A 16,628-nucleotide genomic window follows, 5' to 3' on the forward strand; every position below is an offset into this window, starting at 1 on the left:
CGACAAGGCGGCTGGCCCTTCACCCCGAAGACCCCGCCTTCCGGTCACGACACCTCGCCCACGTGCAGGCGGGTGTCGTAGGTGAACAGCACGTGGCCGTCGCGCTGCTCGCGCTCGAACAGTTCGCGCAGGGCTTCCATCGTCGGCGCGTAGCCCGGCTGTCCCTCCTTGGGCACGAATGAGGAGGACAGGTGCCGGCCTCGCAACGCCTCGAAGTCGAGCCGCTGCGCATGGGGAAACACCACCTGGTGGCGCAGCCCCGCGCCAAACCAGGTCGCCACCTGCTCATCGCTCGGGTAGCGCTCGGCCACGCTCGCGTAGTCCGGACAATACTGGCGCAGGAGCGCCTCGTAGCCGCGCAGGAAGGGCGTGCTGTCGAGCTGGCGGCTGTTCCAGAAGAGCGCCACCCGGCCCCCCGGCACCAGGACGCGGGCGAACTCCCGCCGGGTACGCTCGGGATCGAACCAATGGAAGGCCTGCGCCGCCGTCACCAGCGCGACACTCGCATCCGCCAACCCCGTGGCCTCGGCGCTGCCCGCGACACTCCGGTAGCCCGGAAACCCACCGAGCCAGGCGTCCGCCGCGGCGCGCATCGCGGCATTGGGCTCCACCGCCACCACCGGGTGCCCCGCCTCCAGGAACATCCGGGTGGAGATGCCCGTGCCGGCCCCCACGTCCGCCACCGGCGCCGAGGGCGCGAGGCCTCCCGGGCCATGCAGGAAGGCGAGGAGCTCGGGTGGATAGTCCGGGCGGTAGCGCACGTAGTCCGCGACGCGATCGGTGAAGCGTTCCGTGGAGGGTCGGGTCATGAGATGCCTTTCAGGGGACTCCGTTGAGTAGCGGATGATACGCAACTGCAACTCAAGGTTTCTTCAACCACCTGAGCAGCCCCCCGCCCAGAACGAAGAGGGCGAGGGCAGCCCCGGCGAAAATCATGCCCGCGGCCAGACGCGCCTTCCCCTCCTGCTCTTCCGTTGGATCGAGTTCCAGGGAGCCATGCGCGAAGTAGATCATCGCGACAATTGCCACGGGCAGCGAAACTCCGATCCCACCGAGCAGAACAAAAAGTGTGAGAGCGCGGCGCATGGACCCTCGGTACCCCAGACATATTGTTGGGGCGAGGAACATACCACCGCCATCCGGACTTGCCCGGACGAGTGGCACCGGGGAGGCTCACCGTCCCCGTATGGAGCGGGGAGCCCCACCCCAGGAGCACCACATGCCCAAGGCGATTCCGGCAACAAGAGCGCGAAGGACTTTGGAGGCACGCCGGTGGGGCTGTGCGTGTACACGGAGAACGTGGATGCGCTGAACGAGCGCTTCCTGAAGGCGGGAGGCACGCAGTTGAGGCCGTTGCGGAACGAGTTCTACGGAGACCGCACGGCGCAGGTGGAGGATCCCGAGGGCTACAAGTGGACGCTCGCGCAGCACGTGGAGGACGTGACGCCGGAGGAGATGGAGCGGCGCATGGCGAAGATGATGGGCGGGTAGGGCGGAGCGCCGGGGTGGCTGCCGACGCCCATGTCCGCGAGGTGCTCTTTCCCGGGCCCTGACGTAGAGGGGCTCGGCCCGGCCGTACAGGCCGCTCGGCACACACTCACTTTCCGTAGGCGTGGGCGATCTGGCCCACGAGTGTGGCCCAGGGCATGTCGAGCGCGCCATACACGGCGCCGGCCTCTGGCCGCCCGTTGTCCTTGAGGATCTCGACCATCATGGTCGCGTAGTCGGACAGGATGACGCCCGCCTGTTGCATGCGCAGCAAGCCGACCTGACGCTTGGTTTCGCTGAATGTCCCGGACGCGTCGACGGCGACATAGGCGTCCAGTCCCCGCGCCACGGCGGTCATTGCCGGGAACGCCGCGCAGACCTCCAGGGAGATGCCGGCGAAGATGAGCTTCTTGCGCCCGGTCGCTTCGATGGCCTTGGCGACGCGCTCGTCGTCGTAGGCGTTCACCGAGGAGCGATCGATGATCTTGATGCCGGGCAGGGCCTGGACGAGCTCGGGGAAGGTCGGCCCCCACATGCTGTCGCGCGCGGTCGTCGTGACGATGATCGGCAGCTCGAGCGCCTTGGCGGCCTTGGCCAGGGCCACGACGTTGTGCTTCAGCTCTCCGGTCGAATAGTCCCGGACGCCGGTCATCAGGCCTACCTGATGATCGACGAGAACCAGGGCCGTGTTGTTGGCAGTGAGCGGCTCGTAGGTGCGATGGGTCATGACGTCCTCCTGGACGGTTGCAAGGGATTTCAGTTGTGTGTCGTGACAAGGAAATCCTAGCGACTGGACCCTCGGACCAGAAACCGGCAAAGTCGCAACGCAGCGTCCAATTGATTGGACGATGGGTGGCACGTGCTGGATCTGAACGACTTCTTCTTTTTCGTCCAGGTGGTCGACCGCGGTGGGTTCACGGCGGCGGGCCGGGCGTTGCGTATGCCCAAATCGACCCTCAGTCACCGCATGCAGCAGCTCGAGAGCAATCTCGGCGTCCGGCTGCTCAACCGGACATCGCGCCGCTTCGGAATGACCGAGGCCGGCGAAGACTTCTATCGGCACGCGGTGGCGATGCTCCGAGAGGCGGAGTTGGCCGAAACGACGATCCGCCATCGGCTGGCCGAACCGACCGGTACGGTGCGATGCACTGCTGGCGTGGCGACCATGCAGTTCGCGATGTCCGACATCATCGTCGATTTCCTCGCGCGGTATCCGAAGGTGAATGTCGTCGCGCATGCCGCGGATCGATCCGTCGACCTCGTTGGCGAGAACTACGACATCGCCGTCCGCGCGCATTCCGACCCGCTCCTCGCTTCCAACCTCGTCCAGAAGACGCTCGCTTCCGCCTCGTGGTTCCTGTTCGCGGGCTCGAGCTATATCGAAGCAAACGGCGCGCCGCGGACACCCCAGGATCTTCAAAACCATCCTTCGCTTTTCATGATGCGGACCGGCGTCGTGCCGATGTGGCGGCTTCGCCATGCGAGCAGGGCGCGAGACGAAGTCGTCATGCCGCTGACCCCGAGGCTGCTGAGCGACGACATGGTCGGTCTGCAGCAAGCGGCGCTCAAGGGGCTCGGCGTGGTGGCGTTGCCTGGCTACATCTGCCGGGCGGCGGTGCGTTCCGGTGCGTTGCGGCGTGTGCTGCCGGACTGGCTTGCCGGCGACTCCACGATCACCGCGCTCATTCCCCACAGGAAAGGGCTTCTGCCGTCCGTGCGCGCCTTCCTTGATCACCTGGCGACGGAGTTCCCAAAGACGGTACAGCTCTAGGCCTGGCGACCAGGCGATAGGCACGCAGACCCCGCCGAGGCGGATCGTCCATCCCATTGGACGCTAAGTCTGGATCGTGATGTCTTTCGGGCGTTGGACTCATCCCCAACAATGACCTCCAGGACAAAGTTTTGCTGGAGCGATTGGAAGATGCGTACATTCAAGAGTGAGCCATCCGAAACGGCGATCGTCAGGATCGCGGCGGACGAACGCGCGCGTGCGGGCGTTTTGCGCGAGCGGTTCGCCCGCTTCTGGGAAGCCGCGAGCGGCGAGCCCAGGGCGATCTACGATGCCTTCATCTCCGCGAGTCCCCTGACCGGCGACGTCTCCCTCGACGCCGTCGATGAGGCGGGCGTACGAGGCTGGTGGGTGCGTCCAGCGCGAGCCGAGCCGGGTCGCGCGATCCTCTATCTCCATGGCGGCGGCTACGTGCAGGGTTCCGCGAAGGCATACCGCGGCTTCGTCAGCCAGCTCGTCAGCCGCACACAGGTTCCCGCGCTCGTCATCGACTATCCCCTGGCGCCCGAGACGACGCTGCCGGCCGCGCCGAAGGCGGCCCTGGCGGCATGGCACTGGCTGGCCGCTCGAGGCTTCACACGGGTCGCGATCGTCGGGGATTCAGCGGGCGGCGGGTTGACGCTGGTCACGCTCGCGCAGCTGGCCAGGTCGTCTGGCGGCGCCTCGCCAGTGGCGGGAGTGGTCTTCTCCCCGTGGACCGACCTGGCCTTCACCGGAGCGTCGATGACGGATCCGTCCGTGGAGGATCCGTTGATCGGCTACGAGTATCTGCGGGATTGCGCCCGGAAGTATCTCGGGGCGGCAAGCGCCGCCGATCCGCTCGCCTCGCCGCTCCTGGGCGAGCTGCATGGCCTCCCGCCGCTCTTCATCCAGGTCGGAACCGACGAACGTCTGCTGGATGACTCCCGGCAATATGCCGCTCGCGCAAGGCAGGCAGGTGTCCCTGTCCAGCTCGAGATCTGGGAGGAGATGCATCACGTCTTCCAACTCGATGTCACGCATCTGGAAAGCAGCCGGGTCGCGCTCGATCGCGCTGGGCATTTCCTGCTCAATGCCTTCAACCACGAATGAGCCCGCGCGGAAGCGGCCGATTTGATTGTCAAGGAAAGGAGAATGGCCATGGCCATTGGAACCCCCGGTGGCGACGAACGTGACGACGATCATGATCGCCGAGGCGATCAGCCGAAGACTCTGAACGATGGTCACTCCCGTATGAACTCGATAGCGGCCCTGGTGAACGCACGGACCTTCTCTTCGGGGCCCTGAGCGACGAGCACCAGGCGCAGGGTGAGGGGGTCTTCCAGTTTGCTATGCAGGCTGTGCTCGACGCCGAGCTTGCTTGCGAACTGCTCGAAGGCGAGACGCATTGGATCCGTCCTCGCGGCGACCACTTGAGGCGTGGAGCTGTTCGGGATCGTGAACGACAGCTCGATGCGCAGCCCACCGCTCGAACCTTCGACGGGTGCCTCGGTAAGCGACGCGTTCGCGAGGGGCTCGAGCGGCAACGGCTCCGTCGAGCTCTTCGAGAGCGCCTTCTCCAAGGTGTGAGTTGCAACGTCGCGGATGCGGTTGGGGTCGATTGCGCCCATGATGTCGCTCGTGCCTCCTGGCGGGTTCTCGCACGGAAGTCTCACAGGCGGAAGACGAGAACGTCCTGATTCGCGGGGCTCATCCACACGATGGCGTCGAGGCTGGGGAAGTAGATCGCCCGGCGCCGCGCGATGCCGCTCTGCAAGGCGGGCGCGGCGTTGGCGAAGGTCTTTGGCCGCAGCGTCGCGGGCGTGGTCTTGAGGTCGAGCTCCAGCCAGGCCATGCCGCTGTTGAGCTTCGTGTACACCCAGTAGAGGCCCTCGGTTGGCACGTAGACCATGCCGTGGCCGTCGGTGGCGTGAGCGGTGTCGGGGAACGAGGCGAGCGACAGGCCACCTTCGTAGTTCCACGTCGAGCCCGACGAGAGCACGGTGTGGGTGGCCACATCGTAGCGCTGCCAGCGGCCGGGCGAGGCGTAGGTCCCGGAGCTGTTCGGTGGCACGAAGATCGTCACGATGTCGCCTTCCTGCGTGTAGGCAGCACCGCTCCAGTCCCAGTTGCCCCAGGTCGCGCGCGGGGCGAGCCAGGTGTCGGTGCGCAGATCGTAGTCGGCCGCGAAGGGGCCCCCGGAGCCGCAGGAGCCGATCACCAGCTTCGACTCGTGATCGAGCACCGCGATCACCTCCTCCGTGAAGGCGTAGACGTCACCGTCGGCGCGCGGGTGCGTCTTGCGCGTCCACTCGTGGCTCGCGAGTGAGTACCGCCACAGCCGGCGACAGGCGACGATCAGCTCGTTGCTCTCGGGCACGTAGATGAAGCCGTCGTACACGTGCCGCGCCGTGGGGTTGCCCATGGGGTTGCTCGCGGTGCGGTCCCAGAAGATCTCGTCGTAGTACCAGTGGTCGCGCTGTGCCCAGGTCCCCGCGGCGACTTCGGCGTCGTAGGCCGCGCGCGACTCGGGGCAGCCCGCGAAGGTGCCTGACTCGCGGTACGCCTGGCTCCAGAGACGGGTGTCGCTCGGCATGTGCTCGATCGACCAGCGCATCGAGTCGAGCTCGAAGCGGTAGATGCCGTTGTTGCTCGAGTCGCCGTGACCACCGCCGTGACGCCACAGCCGGCGGCCGGCGAGGTCGAAGGCCGGCGCGTTCCACGCTTCGGTGACGCCGCCCCAGCCCTGGCTGCCGTAGTCCCTCCACCCGGGAATGGCGGCCTGCACCTGCGCACCGAGGTCCTCGAGTTTCGTGCCCGCGACGCTCACCCACCGGCCGTGCGGCACCAGCGCCCAGCTCGATTCGTTCACCCGGCCGTCGCCGTCGCGCCCGGGCGTCCACACATCGTTGACGAACGTGCCGGCCTGGGTGCCGTGACCCCAGCCAGGGGAGTCGCCGGCATCGCGCACGCCTGCATCGAAGGGCTGACCGGCGTCGCCCGCGTCGCTGGAAGTCCCCGCATCGGACGACGTGACGGAATTCACACACCCCGAAAGAACCAACAGCGCGATCAGCCATCGTGACATGGCGAGCAGTGTAGATGGTTCAGCGGCCGACGAGGTGGGCCCAGGTCTTGAAATCGGTCAAGGGCAGTCCCAGGCTCCGCGCCTGCTCGGGTGTGGCGGGACTGCCCACCTCGTTGAGCTGTTGATAGTTTTTCACGAACGCGGGCGGCATGCCCTGGGCCATGGCCTCCTCGGGAGTGAGGTCCGGAGCCTCGGGCGAGACATTCCAGGCCTCGCCCAGGATCCGGGCGATCTCCTTCATCGTCAGCCGCTCGCCCGCGAGCTCGAGTTCCACCCGGTGGAACTTCTCCGGCTCGAGGATCGCCGCGGCCCCCGCCTCGCCGATGTCCTTCACCGCGATCAGGGCGAGCACCGTGTGGGGTTTGAGCACCGTCACCAGGCGATCCCCCACCGAATGGGCGAACATGAACGAGGGACGCAGGAAGTTCTCCATGAAGAAGGCCGGCTTGAGCAGGGTCCAGTATTGGAAGCCCGCGTCGCGCACGAGCTCTTCGGTATAGGCCTTGTCCTCCCAGTAAGCGACATCCCACCGGCCCTCCTTCCAACCCGGTGCCTTGCGATGGAAGTCCCCCGCGCCCGACACCGAGGTGTGGACGAAGTGCGGGACACCGGCGTCCTTCGCCGCGTCCACCAGGTTCTTGCCCATCACCCGCACGGCATCCGTCCCCAGGGTCTCGAGCGTGAGCGGGGGGATGGAGAACACCGCCCGGACTCCCGCACAGGCTTCGAGCAGCGACGCCTTGTCCATGAGATCTCCCCGGACGAGGTCGGCCCCCAGGGCCTTCAGGGCCGCGGCGCTCGGTGATTGGGGATCTCGCACCAACGCTCGCACCGATTGACGACGCGCCAGCAATGACCGCGCCACGGCCCCCCCTTGCTTGCCCGTCGCCCCCGCCACGAGCACGGGCGCCGAATGGATCTGATTCGTCATGGGTCCTCCTGGAAAACACCCCACCCGGACGGCTCGGAGCCGCCGTGGAGGGGCTGGGTTCATCCAATGTCTTCCAGTTGGAAGATTTCTGTCAACTGGAACATTTTTTCTAGATGGACCAGGATGGATGGAGGGAGAGCACACGTGAGTACCAGGCGAGCGGGCGGAACGGAGGGGTCGCGGCCGAGGCGGCGACCCCGGGAAGGCGGTTACGCCCGAGGAGAGGAGACGCGGGAGCGGATCATCCAGGCGGCCTTCGAGGTGTTCTCCGAGGAAGGCTACCTGGGGGCGTCGACCCGGCTCATCGCCGCGCGAGCCGGGGTCAACCCGCCGGCGCTGCAATACTACTTCGATAGCAAGGAGGGATTGCACGAGGCGTGCGGGCGGTGGGTCATTGATCGGGTGATGGGCGGGTTCGCTCCCGTATTGGAGGCGGCGCGAGCGGCGCGGGCGAGCGGACGGCGGGAGGCGATGCTCGAGGCGCTCCAGGATCTGGTGGAGCTGATAGCGGACCTGACGATGCCCCGGACCGACGAAGAAGGCTGGCGCCGCTTCCTCGGGCGATGCCAGACGCATTCCTCCGGCCATCCCGCCTTCGAGCTGATCGAGCGGGAGTTCACGGTGCCCATCAAGTCCATGGTCATCTCGCTCGTCACCCAGGTGTTGGGGCTCGAGGAGGGAGACGAGCGGGCCCGGATTCGTGCCCTGCTCATCCTTGGTCAGTTGTGGGTCGTGCATGATGGGGCGGACAGAACGCTCGGGGACCTGGGCTGGCCGGACTTCGCCGGGGACCGTGCCGCGCGCGTCAAGGAGATCCTCCGTGATCACGTCGCCCGGCTCCTGGCTTCACCCCTCCCGGCGACCTCCGCCTCGCCGTCTCGCTCCCGCCGGTGACACCCCGCCGACGCGCCCCTGGACCCGACCCTCTTCCTCGGGGATGGCTACCGTGAACCAACTCCTGGCCATGCGCGCCTTCGTGCGCGTCGTCGAGACCGGCTCGTTCAGCCGCGCGGCCGACCAGTTGGCCCAGCCGCGCTCGACGATCAGCAAGCTGGTCACGGATCTCGAAAAGCATCTCGGCATCAAGCTGATGCATCGCACCACCCGCGCGCTCGCCGTCACCTCGGACGGATTGGAGTACTACCGCCGCGCCGAGCGCCTGATCGCCGAGCTCGACGCCATGGACCACGCGGTGCGCGGCAGGAAGCTCAAGCCCAGCGGCCACCTGCGTGTCGATGCGCCGGCCACCTTCGCCACCACGCTGCTGATCCCGGCCCTTCCTGACTTTCACCGCGAGTATCCCGACATCACGATCGCGCTGGGCATCAGCGACCGCACCATCAATATCGTGGGCGAAGGGGTGGACTGCGTGCTGCGCGCCGGCAAGCTGGGCGACATGGCCATGGTCGGGCGCACGCTCACCGAGCTGCGGTATGTCACCTGCGCGTCGCCCGCCTATCTGCAACGCATGGGCACGCCGGCCACGCCACGCGAGCTCGAACGCCACCACCTGCGGGCCGGTTACTTCTTCGCCGCCACCGGCAAGGCCGATCCGTTGATCTTCGAGAAAGGCGCCGAACGCCACGACATCGTCGCCGCCGAGTTCTCGACCAACGAAGGCAACGGCCTGCTCGCGCTGATGCTGGCGGGCCTGGGCATCGGCCAGCACCTGCGGCGCTGTGTCCAGCCCTATCTGGATTCGGGTGAACTGGTGCCGTTGCTGGAAGACTGGTCGCGCCCGCCGCTGCCGCTCCATGTCCTCTATCCGCCCAACCGGCATCAGCATGCCCGGTTGAAGGTCTTCGTCGATTGGGTCAGGCAGACCTTCGGCGACGCGGCGTCCGCGGTCGACCCGTAGCGCAGCGGCGCGACAAGCTCGCGTCAGGGCACGATGGCCGTCACGCGGATCTCGACCCGCATCGTAGGATCGCCCAGCGCCGCGACGCCGAGCGAGGTCCAGATGGGAGCGTGATTGGGCATGTAGTGGCGAAACAGCCTGACCATGGTCTCGTTGACCTCGGGCGGAAAGCCGAGGTGATACGAGTTCACGTGCACCACGTGCTCCCAGCCCGCCCCCGCGGTCGCCAGCGTGCGACCCACGTTGCGAAACGCCTGGACGATCTCCTCGGTGAGCGACTCGGGGAATTCCCAGTCGTCGTTCCAGCCGCCCTGGCCCGAGGTCTCGACGCGATTGCCGATCTTCAGCGCCTGGGAGTAATGCATGCCATCGAGCTGGCGGTCCCCATAGCCGGGGGTGACGAAAAATTCGGGCTTGTTCATGGTACTCCTGGGTTCTGCATGAGAGGGGTCGATGCTAAAGAACCGCACACCCGGGAAACAGCCCGCATTCCCGCCATGACCATCCATGCCCATGGACAATCTGGCCGGACCTGACCGTCCAACGCCGCTCCAGCACGCGCCGAGCCCGGGTCGTGGTGACGCAGTGCGGTGACCAGGGCGGCGTGGTGCGCGGAAGAAGAGGAGGCGTCAGGCGCCGGGGCGCGAGCGCCCGCGAGGCCGGAGGCTGGAGGCTGGGGGCGGTGGAGAGCATCGTCACCGTGCCGGCCCGCCACTCGCATGCGTTCGTGCCCGCGCTGCAATGGCGCGGCATCACTGATGGGCTCATCCGCTACTCGGTGTAGACAGCCACCGTCCCACCGCAGGCCGTGTTGGCCGCACAGCCGACACGAATCTGGTAATAGCCGGAGACGGGAACGGAATAGACGATCTCCGATGCCGTGCCACCACTACCGCAGGCATTGTCGTTGGCCGCCACCTCGGTGGTGTAGCTGCCGTTGGTCTGCTGAAAGATGCGCAGGAAGGTGTCACCCGTAGCGCTGGCGCCGTACGCCGTGGCGGCGCAGGTGCTGACGCGGATGGTCTCTCCTCCATTGAAGTAATACTGTCTGTTGAAGGTGTTGAGCCTGGCGTCGTTGGTATTGCTCAGGCTGGTCGCGGGGAAGAGGGCCTCGCGACGCGAGAGCCCGATGGTGCCCGAGCATTCGCTGTTTCCCAGGCATCCCGCCTGGAGCAGATACATGCCGGAGGTGGCGGCCGTATAGGCGAGCCAGGAGCCCAGTTGTTCGGGGTTGGCATCGTCATTCTCCGCCACCTCCGTCGAGTCTGGAGCGAAGAGCCGGAGGTAGGTATCACCCGAGGAGGCGCTGCCCGTGATACCCCAGGTGCCAATCATGACCGTCTCGCCCGCGGCCACGAAGATGGGGATCCGGGCCGAGGTCGTCGTGTCCCGCGCGCTGTTGGTATTCGCGGCCTGGAAGTCGTGGACCGCCAGCCGCTGCTCGCGAGTCTTCGGGGACGATGGTTCCATCGGTCCCCCGCACACGGTGCTCAGCAAGGACACTCCAATCTTTATCATACGGCATGCCATCACCCCCCTCCAGTGATGAGAGATTTCAGGGTCTTCCCATATTGTGTCCATGGTGAGAACGGCAACCTCCCTTCTTACTGGGGCGACGGGGCTCCACAAACACCAGCGACCAGTTCCCTGCGGAAGATCTCCTGGTCATTCCACGTGCATAGGACGCTGATATGTGTGTTCATGTCGGCATTGAGCTTGCAATTGTCGAACGCGGACTGACAGGTGATGCTGTTCGAGATGATGGCGGGTTGGAGTTCGGTGGGGGAGATGCAGGAGTAGAGCACCCGTCTGCCAGTCCCCGACGTGGACTGGCACACCTCGGTGTTGCAGGCCCCCACCGAAATCTCCTTGCGATAGACGACCCGGTCATTCCACGTACAGTAGAAGCTCAGGGATGGATTGGCCTTGGCATTGAGTTCGCACTTGCGGCGCGCGTCCTGGCAGGACACATTCTCGGCGATGATGAAGTTGTTCGAGTCCTCGCAGGTATATCCCTTGTAGGTCCCAGGACCCGTGGCATCCGCGCAAAAATCCGCGAGATGGGGGACCGTGGAAGTGGGGGTCTCCTGCGCCGAGGGCGGAGCCGATTCCAGGAGGGCCGCGGTTCCATTCCCGCGCGGGATGTCGGCGGAATCGACAGCCGCTGACCCTCCGTTGGAACCACAACCCGACAGGAGTGCCACGCTCGGCAGAATCCTGATGACCTGATGCAGTCTCCGCACACATTCCTCCTCGCCTCGCGTTTGCAGGCGCGCTTTGGGGCCGCCCGCGGGGTCAGCATACGTGCGCCAATGGGTCCCTGAGGACTTCTTCGATGGAGGCCTCCCTGGGAGGGTGACCGTCTGGACGAATTCGTCCAGAGATCGGCGGGCGTGAGGACGAAACCGTCCAATGTCTCTCCAGCGCGCGCCGAGCCTGGGTCTTGGTGACGAACGGACTCGTTCAGGGAGAGATGGCAACCAGAGGAGCATCGCTGCCCAGGACGATGAAGGGGGCCCAGTCGTTGGGGTGGGGATGGGAAGCCCGAAGCGAGCGCATGGTCTCGCGCAGCGCGGAGGCGCGGCCCTGTCCGGCCATGAGGTGGAGGTAATAGGTCTCCATGAGCAGGCGGGTGGAGTCGTCGTTCACCTTCCAGAGACTCATGACGACTGTTTCCGCCCCGGCGACCACCAGGGCGCGGCGCAGGCCCTGAATCCCCTGGCCCAGGTGGACATCGCCTCGGCCGGTGTCGCAGGCGGAGAGGACGACGAGTTGGGTACCCCAGAGGTTGAGCCCGGCCATCTCCAGTGCGGTGACCAGGGCGGCGTGGTGCGTGGAGGAAGAGGAGGCGTCAGGCGCCGGGGCGCGAGCGCCCGCGAGGGCGAGGCCGGAGCGGAGCAGGGGTCCCGGGGAGCTGTGCATGGGACCGGGAGCCTCGACCTGGCCGACGGCGGGGGAGGCCGGGGGAGGGGCAGCGGAGGAGTCCTCGAGGAAGAAGCCGTGGGTGGCGAGGTGGAGGATGCCCGGGGTGGGAAGGCGGAGCAGTCGCTCCTTGGTGGCCTCGGAGCCGAGGAAGAGCTGGGCCTGGGGCAACAGGCGCTGAATGGCCAGGGCCTCCTGACGTGTGCCCGGCAGGGGGGGCCACACGCTACTGGCGAGGTTCGCGCGCACGGTGGAGAAGAAGCCCTCGAGGGAGGTAGGGGGCTCGACCCGCGTGGGGGTGGGGCCGCCCGAGGAGGGCGCGGCGGGAGGCGAGGCCGTGAAATCCGGGTCGGCGAGGACGAAGACGGAGGAGCAGGGGGCCACACCCTGGGGACGCGGCAGCAGCTCCCTGCCGGAGGTGAGGTAGAGGAAGTCGAAGGTATCGAGGAGGAAGTCGTGGCCGTCGTGGAGGGCGGAGAAGGGGACGAGGCCCAGCTGGCCGTCGGGAGAGAGGAGGAGGCGGCGGGTGGAGCCCAGCAGGGGCATCAGGGGCTGGAAGGCGAGTTGGTGGAGTTGCTGGGCTGGGGCGAGGAAGGAGCTGTCGCGGTGAGCCAGGGCGTCGCGCAGGCGCGAGACGGCGCGGTCTATCGGAGCAGCAGGGCCCAGGTCCACGGCCTGGGTGGAGGCATCGGGGAAGAGCACCAGCGCCAGGTAGCGGAGCTGATTGGGAGTGTTTGCCGGGGGCGTCCCGGGTGGGGGCTGGAATTCCGGAGCGGAGATGTCGCGGTAGGCCAGGGCGTCGCGTGAGGGCAGGGCGGCGTGGTCGAGGTCGCGGAGCTGCTCGGGAGTGCTTGCCGGCGGCGTCCCGGGTTTCGGGACGAGGGGACTGTTCCTGTAGGCGATGAATTCGACGAGCGCGCCGTCCTTGGGGAGGGAGGCGGCGACGCGGTCGACAATCTCGGCGGGGAGAGGCAGGGCGGTGAGGGCGCGCAGGGGAGCGGAGCGTTTGGCGAGGTCCGCTTCGAGCGAGTCACCCTCGTCGGCCAGCGCCTTGAGGCGCAGTGGGTAGTCCTTGGGGGGGAGTGAGCCGGGGCCCACGAGCGAGAGGGTGGCCAGTTGGGTGCGAAGGCCCCGCAGCCGCTCGAAGGTGTCGCGGTCCTCGGCGCCCAAGCCGAGGTAGAGGGTGCGGGAGATGTGGGCCGTCTCCTCGACGGAGCGGCCCTTGAGGAGGAGAACGGCGCCGAGGGCCAAGCGTTGCACGCGGGCGTCCTCTAGGTATGCGCGCAGCAGGGAGTAGAGCATCTCCGCGGAAGCACGCACGTATTGGAGGAAACTGGAAAGGCGCGACTCGGAGAAGCCGAGAGCCTCCTGACGCAGGCGCTGCTCGGAAATGGAAAAGGCGCGCGTGTAGAGAGGCAGGGCGTCGGCGAGGCGGTGTTGGGCCTGGCGGAGTTGGGCGAGGTTGTGGAGCGAGGTGGCGACGCCGGGGTGGCGCTCGCCGAGGGCCGCCTCCCGGAGGGCGAGTGCGCGGAGGTAGAGGGGCTCGGCCCGGTCGTACAACCCCTGCTTATGGTAGAGGCTGGCGAGGTTGTGGAGCGAGGTGGCGACGCCGGGGTGGCGCTCGCCGAGGGCCGCCTCCCGGAGGGCGAGTGCGCGGAGGTAGAGGGGCTCGGCCCGGTCGTACAACCCCTGCGCTCGGTAGAGGAGCGCGAGGTTGTTGAGGGTTTGGGCGACGCCGGGGTGGCGCTCACCGAGGGCGGCCTCCCGAAGGGCGAGCGCGCGGAGGTAGAGGGGTTCGGCCCGGTCGTACAACCCCTGCTTATGGTAGAGGAGCGCGAGGTTGTTGAGGGTTTGGGCGACGTCGGGGTGGCGCTCGCCGAGGGCCGCCTTCTGGAGGGCGAGTGCGCGGAGATAGAGGGGCTCGGCCCGGTCGTACAACCCCTGCTCATAGTAGAGGGCCGCGAGGTTGTTGAGCGAGGTGGCGACCTTGGGGTGGCGCTCGCCGAGGGCGGCCTCCCGAAGGGAGAGCGCGCGGAGGTAGAGGGGCTCGGCCCGGTCGTACAACCCCTGCTCATAGTAGAGGCCCGCGAGGTTGTTGAGCGAGGTGGCGACGTCAGGATGGCTCCCGCCGAGGGCCGCCTCCTGAAGGGTGAGTGCGCGGTGACAGAGGGGCTCGGCCCGGCCGTACAACCCCTGCTCATGGTAGAGGAGCGCGAGGTTGTGGAGCGAGGTGGCGATGTCGGGGTGGCTCCCTCCGAGGGTGGCCTCCTGAAGGGTGAGTGCGCGGTGACAGAGGGGCTCGGCTCGGTCGTACAACCCCTGCGCTCGGTAGAGGCCCGCGAGGTTGTTGAGGGTTTGGGCGACGCCGGGATGGCGCTTGCCGAGGGCCGCCTCCCGAATGGCGAGCGCGCGGAGGTAGAGGGGCTCGGCCCGGCCGTACAACCCCTGCTTATCGTAGAGGAGCGCGAGGTTGTTGAGGGTTTGGGCGATGTCAGGATGGCTCCCGCCGAGGGCCGCCTCCTGAAGGGTGAGTGCGCGGTGACAGAGGGGCTCGGCCCGGCCGTACAACCCCTGCTCATGGTAGAGGAGCGCGAGGTTGTTGAGGGTTTGGGCGATGTCAGGATGGCGCTTGCCGAGGGCCGCCTCCCGAATGGCGAGCGCGCGGAGGTAGAGGGGTTCAGCTCGGTCGTACAACCCCTGCGCCAGGTAGAGGCTGGCGAGGCTGTTGAGGGTTTGGGCGAAGTCGGGGTGGCGCTCGCCGAGGGCGGCCTCCCGAAGGGCGAGCGCGCGGAGGAAGAGGGGCTCGGCCCGGTCGTACAACCCCTGTTCCCGGTAGAGGCTGGCGAGGTTGTGAAGGGTTTGGGCGACGTCGGGATGGCTCTCGCCGAGGGCGGCCTCCCGAAGGGAGAGCGCGCGGAGGTAGAGGGGCTCGGCCCGGTCATACAACCCCTGCGCCTGGTAGAGGATCGCGAGGTTGTTGAGCAAGGTGGCGACATTGGGGTGGCGCTCGCCAAGGGCCGCCTCATGAAGGGCGAGCGCGCGGAGGTAGAGGGGCTCGGCTCGGTCGTACAACCCCTGCTCCCGGTAGAGGAGCGCGAGGTTGTTGAGTGAGGTGGCGACGTCGGGATGGCGCTCGCCGAGGGCGGCCTCCTGAAGGGCGAGTGCGTGCTCGATCCGTATGCGGGCTTCGAGGTACCGGCCTGCGTTCTTGAGCTTCGTCGCCGCGTCAACGTTCGCCCGAGCTTCCACCAGCCGCGCATCCGGCTTCTTCTGGCCCATCTCTTCCCCCTGAAACTGCCACGTGACATACATTACCGCTCGCGGCTCCTGCCCGGGCGTGCCCCGGTCTTCCGGGCGCGGATCTTCTCGAACGCGGCTTGGAGTTCCGCGATCACCGACCGTGCGGGCGCGGGCGCGTCGAGGTGCAGGGCCCGGAGTTCCGCCATGAAGGCCTCCCACAGGGGCGGGCCGCCTTCCGCCAACAGCCGCGCGCGGATCGCCAGCTCCTCGGTGACGGGAGTATGGCGCAGCCCCCAGGCCCCCATCTGGGCGAGCAACGGCACGAGCTGGATGGAGGGCTCGGTGAGGCTGTAGATGGCCTTCTGCCGGTGGGTGGGGTCATCGCGCTTGGACAGCAGACCCTCCTCGAGCAGATGCTTGAGGCGCGCGGCCAGGATGTTGGAGGCGATGCCCTCCTCGGACTGGTTGAGCAGCTCCCGGAAATGCCGCCGGTTGCCGAACATGACGTCGCGGATGACGATCAGGCTCCAGCGATCTCCAAGCACTTCCAGCGTCAGATTGATGGGGCAGCCCGAGCGGCGCGCGCCTTCCATGGAATGGACTCCCGAGGACTGCTTGCAAAATAGGAGCGGTTTCCCCTAGAACGCAACCGCTTGCGAAGTGAAAGCAGTCGAAGTGGCCCGGCCGGAGGAACCCTCGATGACCCTGAAGCTCTACGCACACCCGTTCTCGTCCTACTGCCAGAAGGTACTGATCGCTCTCTACGAGAACGCCCTCCCGTTCGAGTGGCGCCGGGTCGACGAGCCCGGAGCGATGGAGGAGTTGGCGGAGCGCTGGCCGCTCAAGCGCTTCCCGGTGTTGGTGGACGAGGGCCGTACGGTGGCGGAGGCGAGCATCATCATCGAGCACCTGCAACTCCACCACCCGGGCCCGGTGCGGCTGATTCCCGAGGATCCACGGGCCGCGCTGGAGGTCCGGGCCCTGGATCGCTTCTTCGACAACTACGTGTCCACGCCGCAGCAGAAGATCGTGTTCAACCAACTCCGGCCCGAGGACAAGCGCGACCCCCAGGGGGTGGCGGAGGCACGGGCGCTGCTCGAGACGGCCTACGGCTGGCTGGACGGAGTGATGGTGAACCGGGAATGGGCGGCGGGCGGGGACTTCACCCTCGCGGACTGCGCCGCCGCGCCCTTCTTGTTCTACGCGGACTGGACGCATGCGATCGATGCACGCTTCGCCCACGTGCGCGCGTATCGCCAGCGACTGCTGGCCCGGCCGTCGTTCGCGCGCGCCGTGGATGAAGCACGACCCTACCGCCCCAACTTCCCGCTCGGCGCGCCGGACCGCGACTGAT

18 protein-coding genes are annotated in these 16,628 nt (G+C 67.3%); 7 read left to right on the forward strand and 11 right to left on the reverse strand.

All coding sequences use genetic code 11. The annotated features are described in order from the left end of the window. Positions 1-44: 44 nt before the first annotated feature. Positions 45-809, reverse strand: coding sequence for a class I SAM-dependent methyltransferase (locus tag CYFUS_RS24875; protein WP_095987496.1), 765 nt, complete (start codon positions 807-809; stop codon positions 45-47). Between the two features lie 52 nt (positions 810-861). Further along, entirely contained in the window at positions 862-1,086 is a 225-nt protein-coding gene (locus CYFUS_RS24880) for a hypothetical protein (protein ID WP_095987497.1), read from the reverse strand. On the opposite strand from CYFUS_RS24880, the gene CYFUS_RS54345 reads away from it, so the two are divergent. After that, the gene (locus CYFUS_RS54345) at positions 997-1,491 is read left to right on the forward strand and encodes a VOC family protein (protein WP_332468422.1); all 495 of its coding nucleotides are present in this window, start codon (positions 997-999) and stop codon (positions 1,489-1,491) included. The two genes, CYFUS_RS24880 and CYFUS_RS54345, sit on opposite strands and share 90 nt — an antisense overlap. Positions 1,492-1,597: 106 nt before the next feature. Here CYFUS_RS54345 and CYFUS_RS24890 read toward each other — a convergent pair whose 3' ends face one another. After that, positions 1,598-2,215 carry an isochorismatase family protein gene (locus CYFUS_RS24890; RefSeq protein ID WP_095987499.1) on the reverse strand — a complete coding sequence of 206 codons (618 nt, stop codon included), beginning with the start codon at positions 2,213-2,215 and terminating at the stop codon, positions 1,598-1,600. 132 nt (positions 2,216-2,347) lie between these two features. Between CYFUS_RS24890 and CYFUS_RS24895 the strand changes: the two genes are divergently transcribed. Together CYFUS_RS24895 and CYFUS_RS24900 are read left to right on the forward strand one after the other, a co-directional pair. Continuing rightward, positions 2,348-3,259 (forward strand): LysR substrate-binding domain-containing protein, encoded by a 912-nt coding sequence (locus CYFUS_RS24895; protein WP_095987500.1) that lies wholly within the window; start codon positions 2,348-2,350, stop codon positions 3,257-3,259. 150 nt (positions 3,260-3,409) lie between these two features. Beyond that, the gene (locus tag CYFUS_RS24900; RefSeq protein ID WP_095987501.1) at positions 3,410-4,348 is read left to right on the forward strand and encodes an alpha/beta hydrolase; all 939 of its coding nucleotides are present in this window, start codon (positions 3,410-3,412) and stop codon (positions 4,346-4,348) included. Between the two features lie 131 nt (positions 4,349-4,479). Here the strand turns inward: CYFUS_RS24900 and CYFUS_RS24905 are convergent, their stop codons facing one another. The 3 genes from CYFUS_RS24905 to CYFUS_RS24915 form a co-directional block, all read right to left on the reverse strand. After that, positions 4,480-4,866 carry a hypothetical protein gene (locus CYFUS_RS24905; protein WP_095987502.1) on the reverse strand — a complete coding sequence of 129 codons (387 nt, stop codon included), beginning with the start codon at positions 4,864-4,866 and terminating at the stop codon, positions 4,480-4,482. A gap of 41 nt (positions 4,867-4,907) precedes the next feature. After that, complete coding sequence (locus tag CYFUS_RS24910; protein ID WP_095987503.1) at positions 4,908-6,281, reverse strand: hypothetical protein; 1,374 nt, start codon at positions 6,279-6,281, stop codon at positions 4,908-4,910. Positions 6,282-6,342: 61 nt separating this feature from the next. Next, the gene (locus CYFUS_RS24915) at positions 6,343-7,254 is read right to left on the reverse strand and encodes an NmrA/HSCARG family protein (RefSeq protein WP_095987504.1); all 912 of its coding nucleotides are present in this window, start codon (positions 7,252-7,254) and stop codon (positions 6,343-6,345) included. A gap of 144 nt (positions 7,255-7,398) precedes the next feature. Between CYFUS_RS24915 and CYFUS_RS24920 the strand changes: the two genes are divergently transcribed. Together CYFUS_RS24920 and CYFUS_RS24925 are read left to right on the forward strand one after the other, a co-directional pair. Next, entirely contained in the window at positions 7,399-8,148 is a 750-nt protein-coding gene (locus CYFUS_RS24920) for a CerR family C-terminal domain-containing protein (RefSeq protein WP_198316757.1), read from the forward strand. Between the two features lie 43 nt (positions 8,149-8,191). After that, positions 8,192-9,112: a LysR family transcriptional regulator gene (locus CYFUS_RS24925; protein ID WP_232537753.1), complete on the forward strand. Its 921-nt coding sequence runs from the start codon at positions 8,192-8,194 to the stop codon at positions 9,110-9,112. 23 nt (positions 9,113-9,135) lie between these two features. On the opposite strand, the gene CYFUS_RS24930 is transcribed toward CYFUS_RS24925, so the two are convergent. Continuing rightward, positions 9,136-9,534 carry a RidA family protein gene (locus tag CYFUS_RS24930; protein WP_095987506.1) on the reverse strand — a complete coding sequence of 133 codons (399 nt, stop codon included), beginning with the start codon at positions 9,532-9,534 and terminating at the stop codon, positions 9,136-9,138. A gap of 152 nt (positions 9,535-9,686) precedes the next feature. On the opposite strand from CYFUS_RS24930, the gene CYFUS_RS52910 reads away from it, so the two are divergent. Next, positions 9,687-9,896 (forward strand): hypothetical protein, encoded by a 210-nt coding sequence (locus CYFUS_RS52910; RefSeq protein WP_232537754.1) that lies wholly within the window; start codon positions 9,687-9,689, stop codon positions 9,894-9,896. Here the strand turns inward: CYFUS_RS52910 and CYFUS_RS24935 are convergent. The 4 genes from CYFUS_RS24935 to CYFUS_RS24950 form a co-directional block, all read right to left on the reverse strand. Further along, positions 9,884-10,582: a hypothetical protein gene (locus CYFUS_RS24935; RefSeq protein WP_095987507.1), complete on the reverse strand. Its 699-nt coding sequence runs from the start codon at positions 10,580-10,582 to the stop codon at positions 9,884-9,886. The genes CYFUS_RS52910 and CYFUS_RS24935 overlap by 13 nt on opposite strands. A 134-nt stretch (positions 10,583-10,716) precedes the next feature. Then, the gene (locus CYFUS_RS24940; RefSeq protein WP_095987508.1) at positions 10,717-11,355 is read right to left on the reverse strand and encodes a hypothetical protein; all 639 of its coding nucleotides are present in this window, start codon (positions 11,353-11,355) and stop codon (positions 10,717-10,719) included. Positions 11,356-11,575: 220 nt separating this feature from the next. Continuing rightward, the gene (locus tag CYFUS_RS24945) at positions 11,576-15,313 is read right to left on the reverse strand and encodes a CHAT domain-containing tetratricopeptide repeat protein (RefSeq protein ID WP_095992203.1); all 3,738 of its coding nucleotides are present in this window, start codon (positions 15,311-15,313) and stop codon (positions 11,576-11,578) included. Between the two features lie 32 nt (positions 15,314-15,345). Beyond that, positions 15,346-15,867, reverse strand: coding sequence for a winged helix-turn-helix transcriptional regulator (locus CYFUS_RS24950; protein WP_095987509.1), 522 nt, complete (start codon positions 15,865-15,867; stop codon positions 15,346-15,348). A gap of 106 nt (positions 15,868-15,973) precedes the next feature. On the opposite strand from CYFUS_RS24950, the gene CYFUS_RS24955 reads away from it, so the two are divergent. Next, the gene (locus CYFUS_RS24955) at positions 15,974-16,627 is read left to right on the forward strand and encodes a glutathione S-transferase family protein (RefSeq protein WP_095987510.1); all 654 of its coding nucleotides are present in this window, start codon (positions 15,974-15,976) and stop codon (positions 16,625-16,627) included. Position 16,628 lies beyond the last annotated feature (1 nt).

The organism is Cystobacter fuscus, assembly GCF_002305875.1.
GTDB classification, from domain to species: domain Bacteria; phylum Myxococcota; class Myxococcia; order Myxococcales; family Myxococcaceae; genus Cystobacter; species Cystobacter fuscus_A.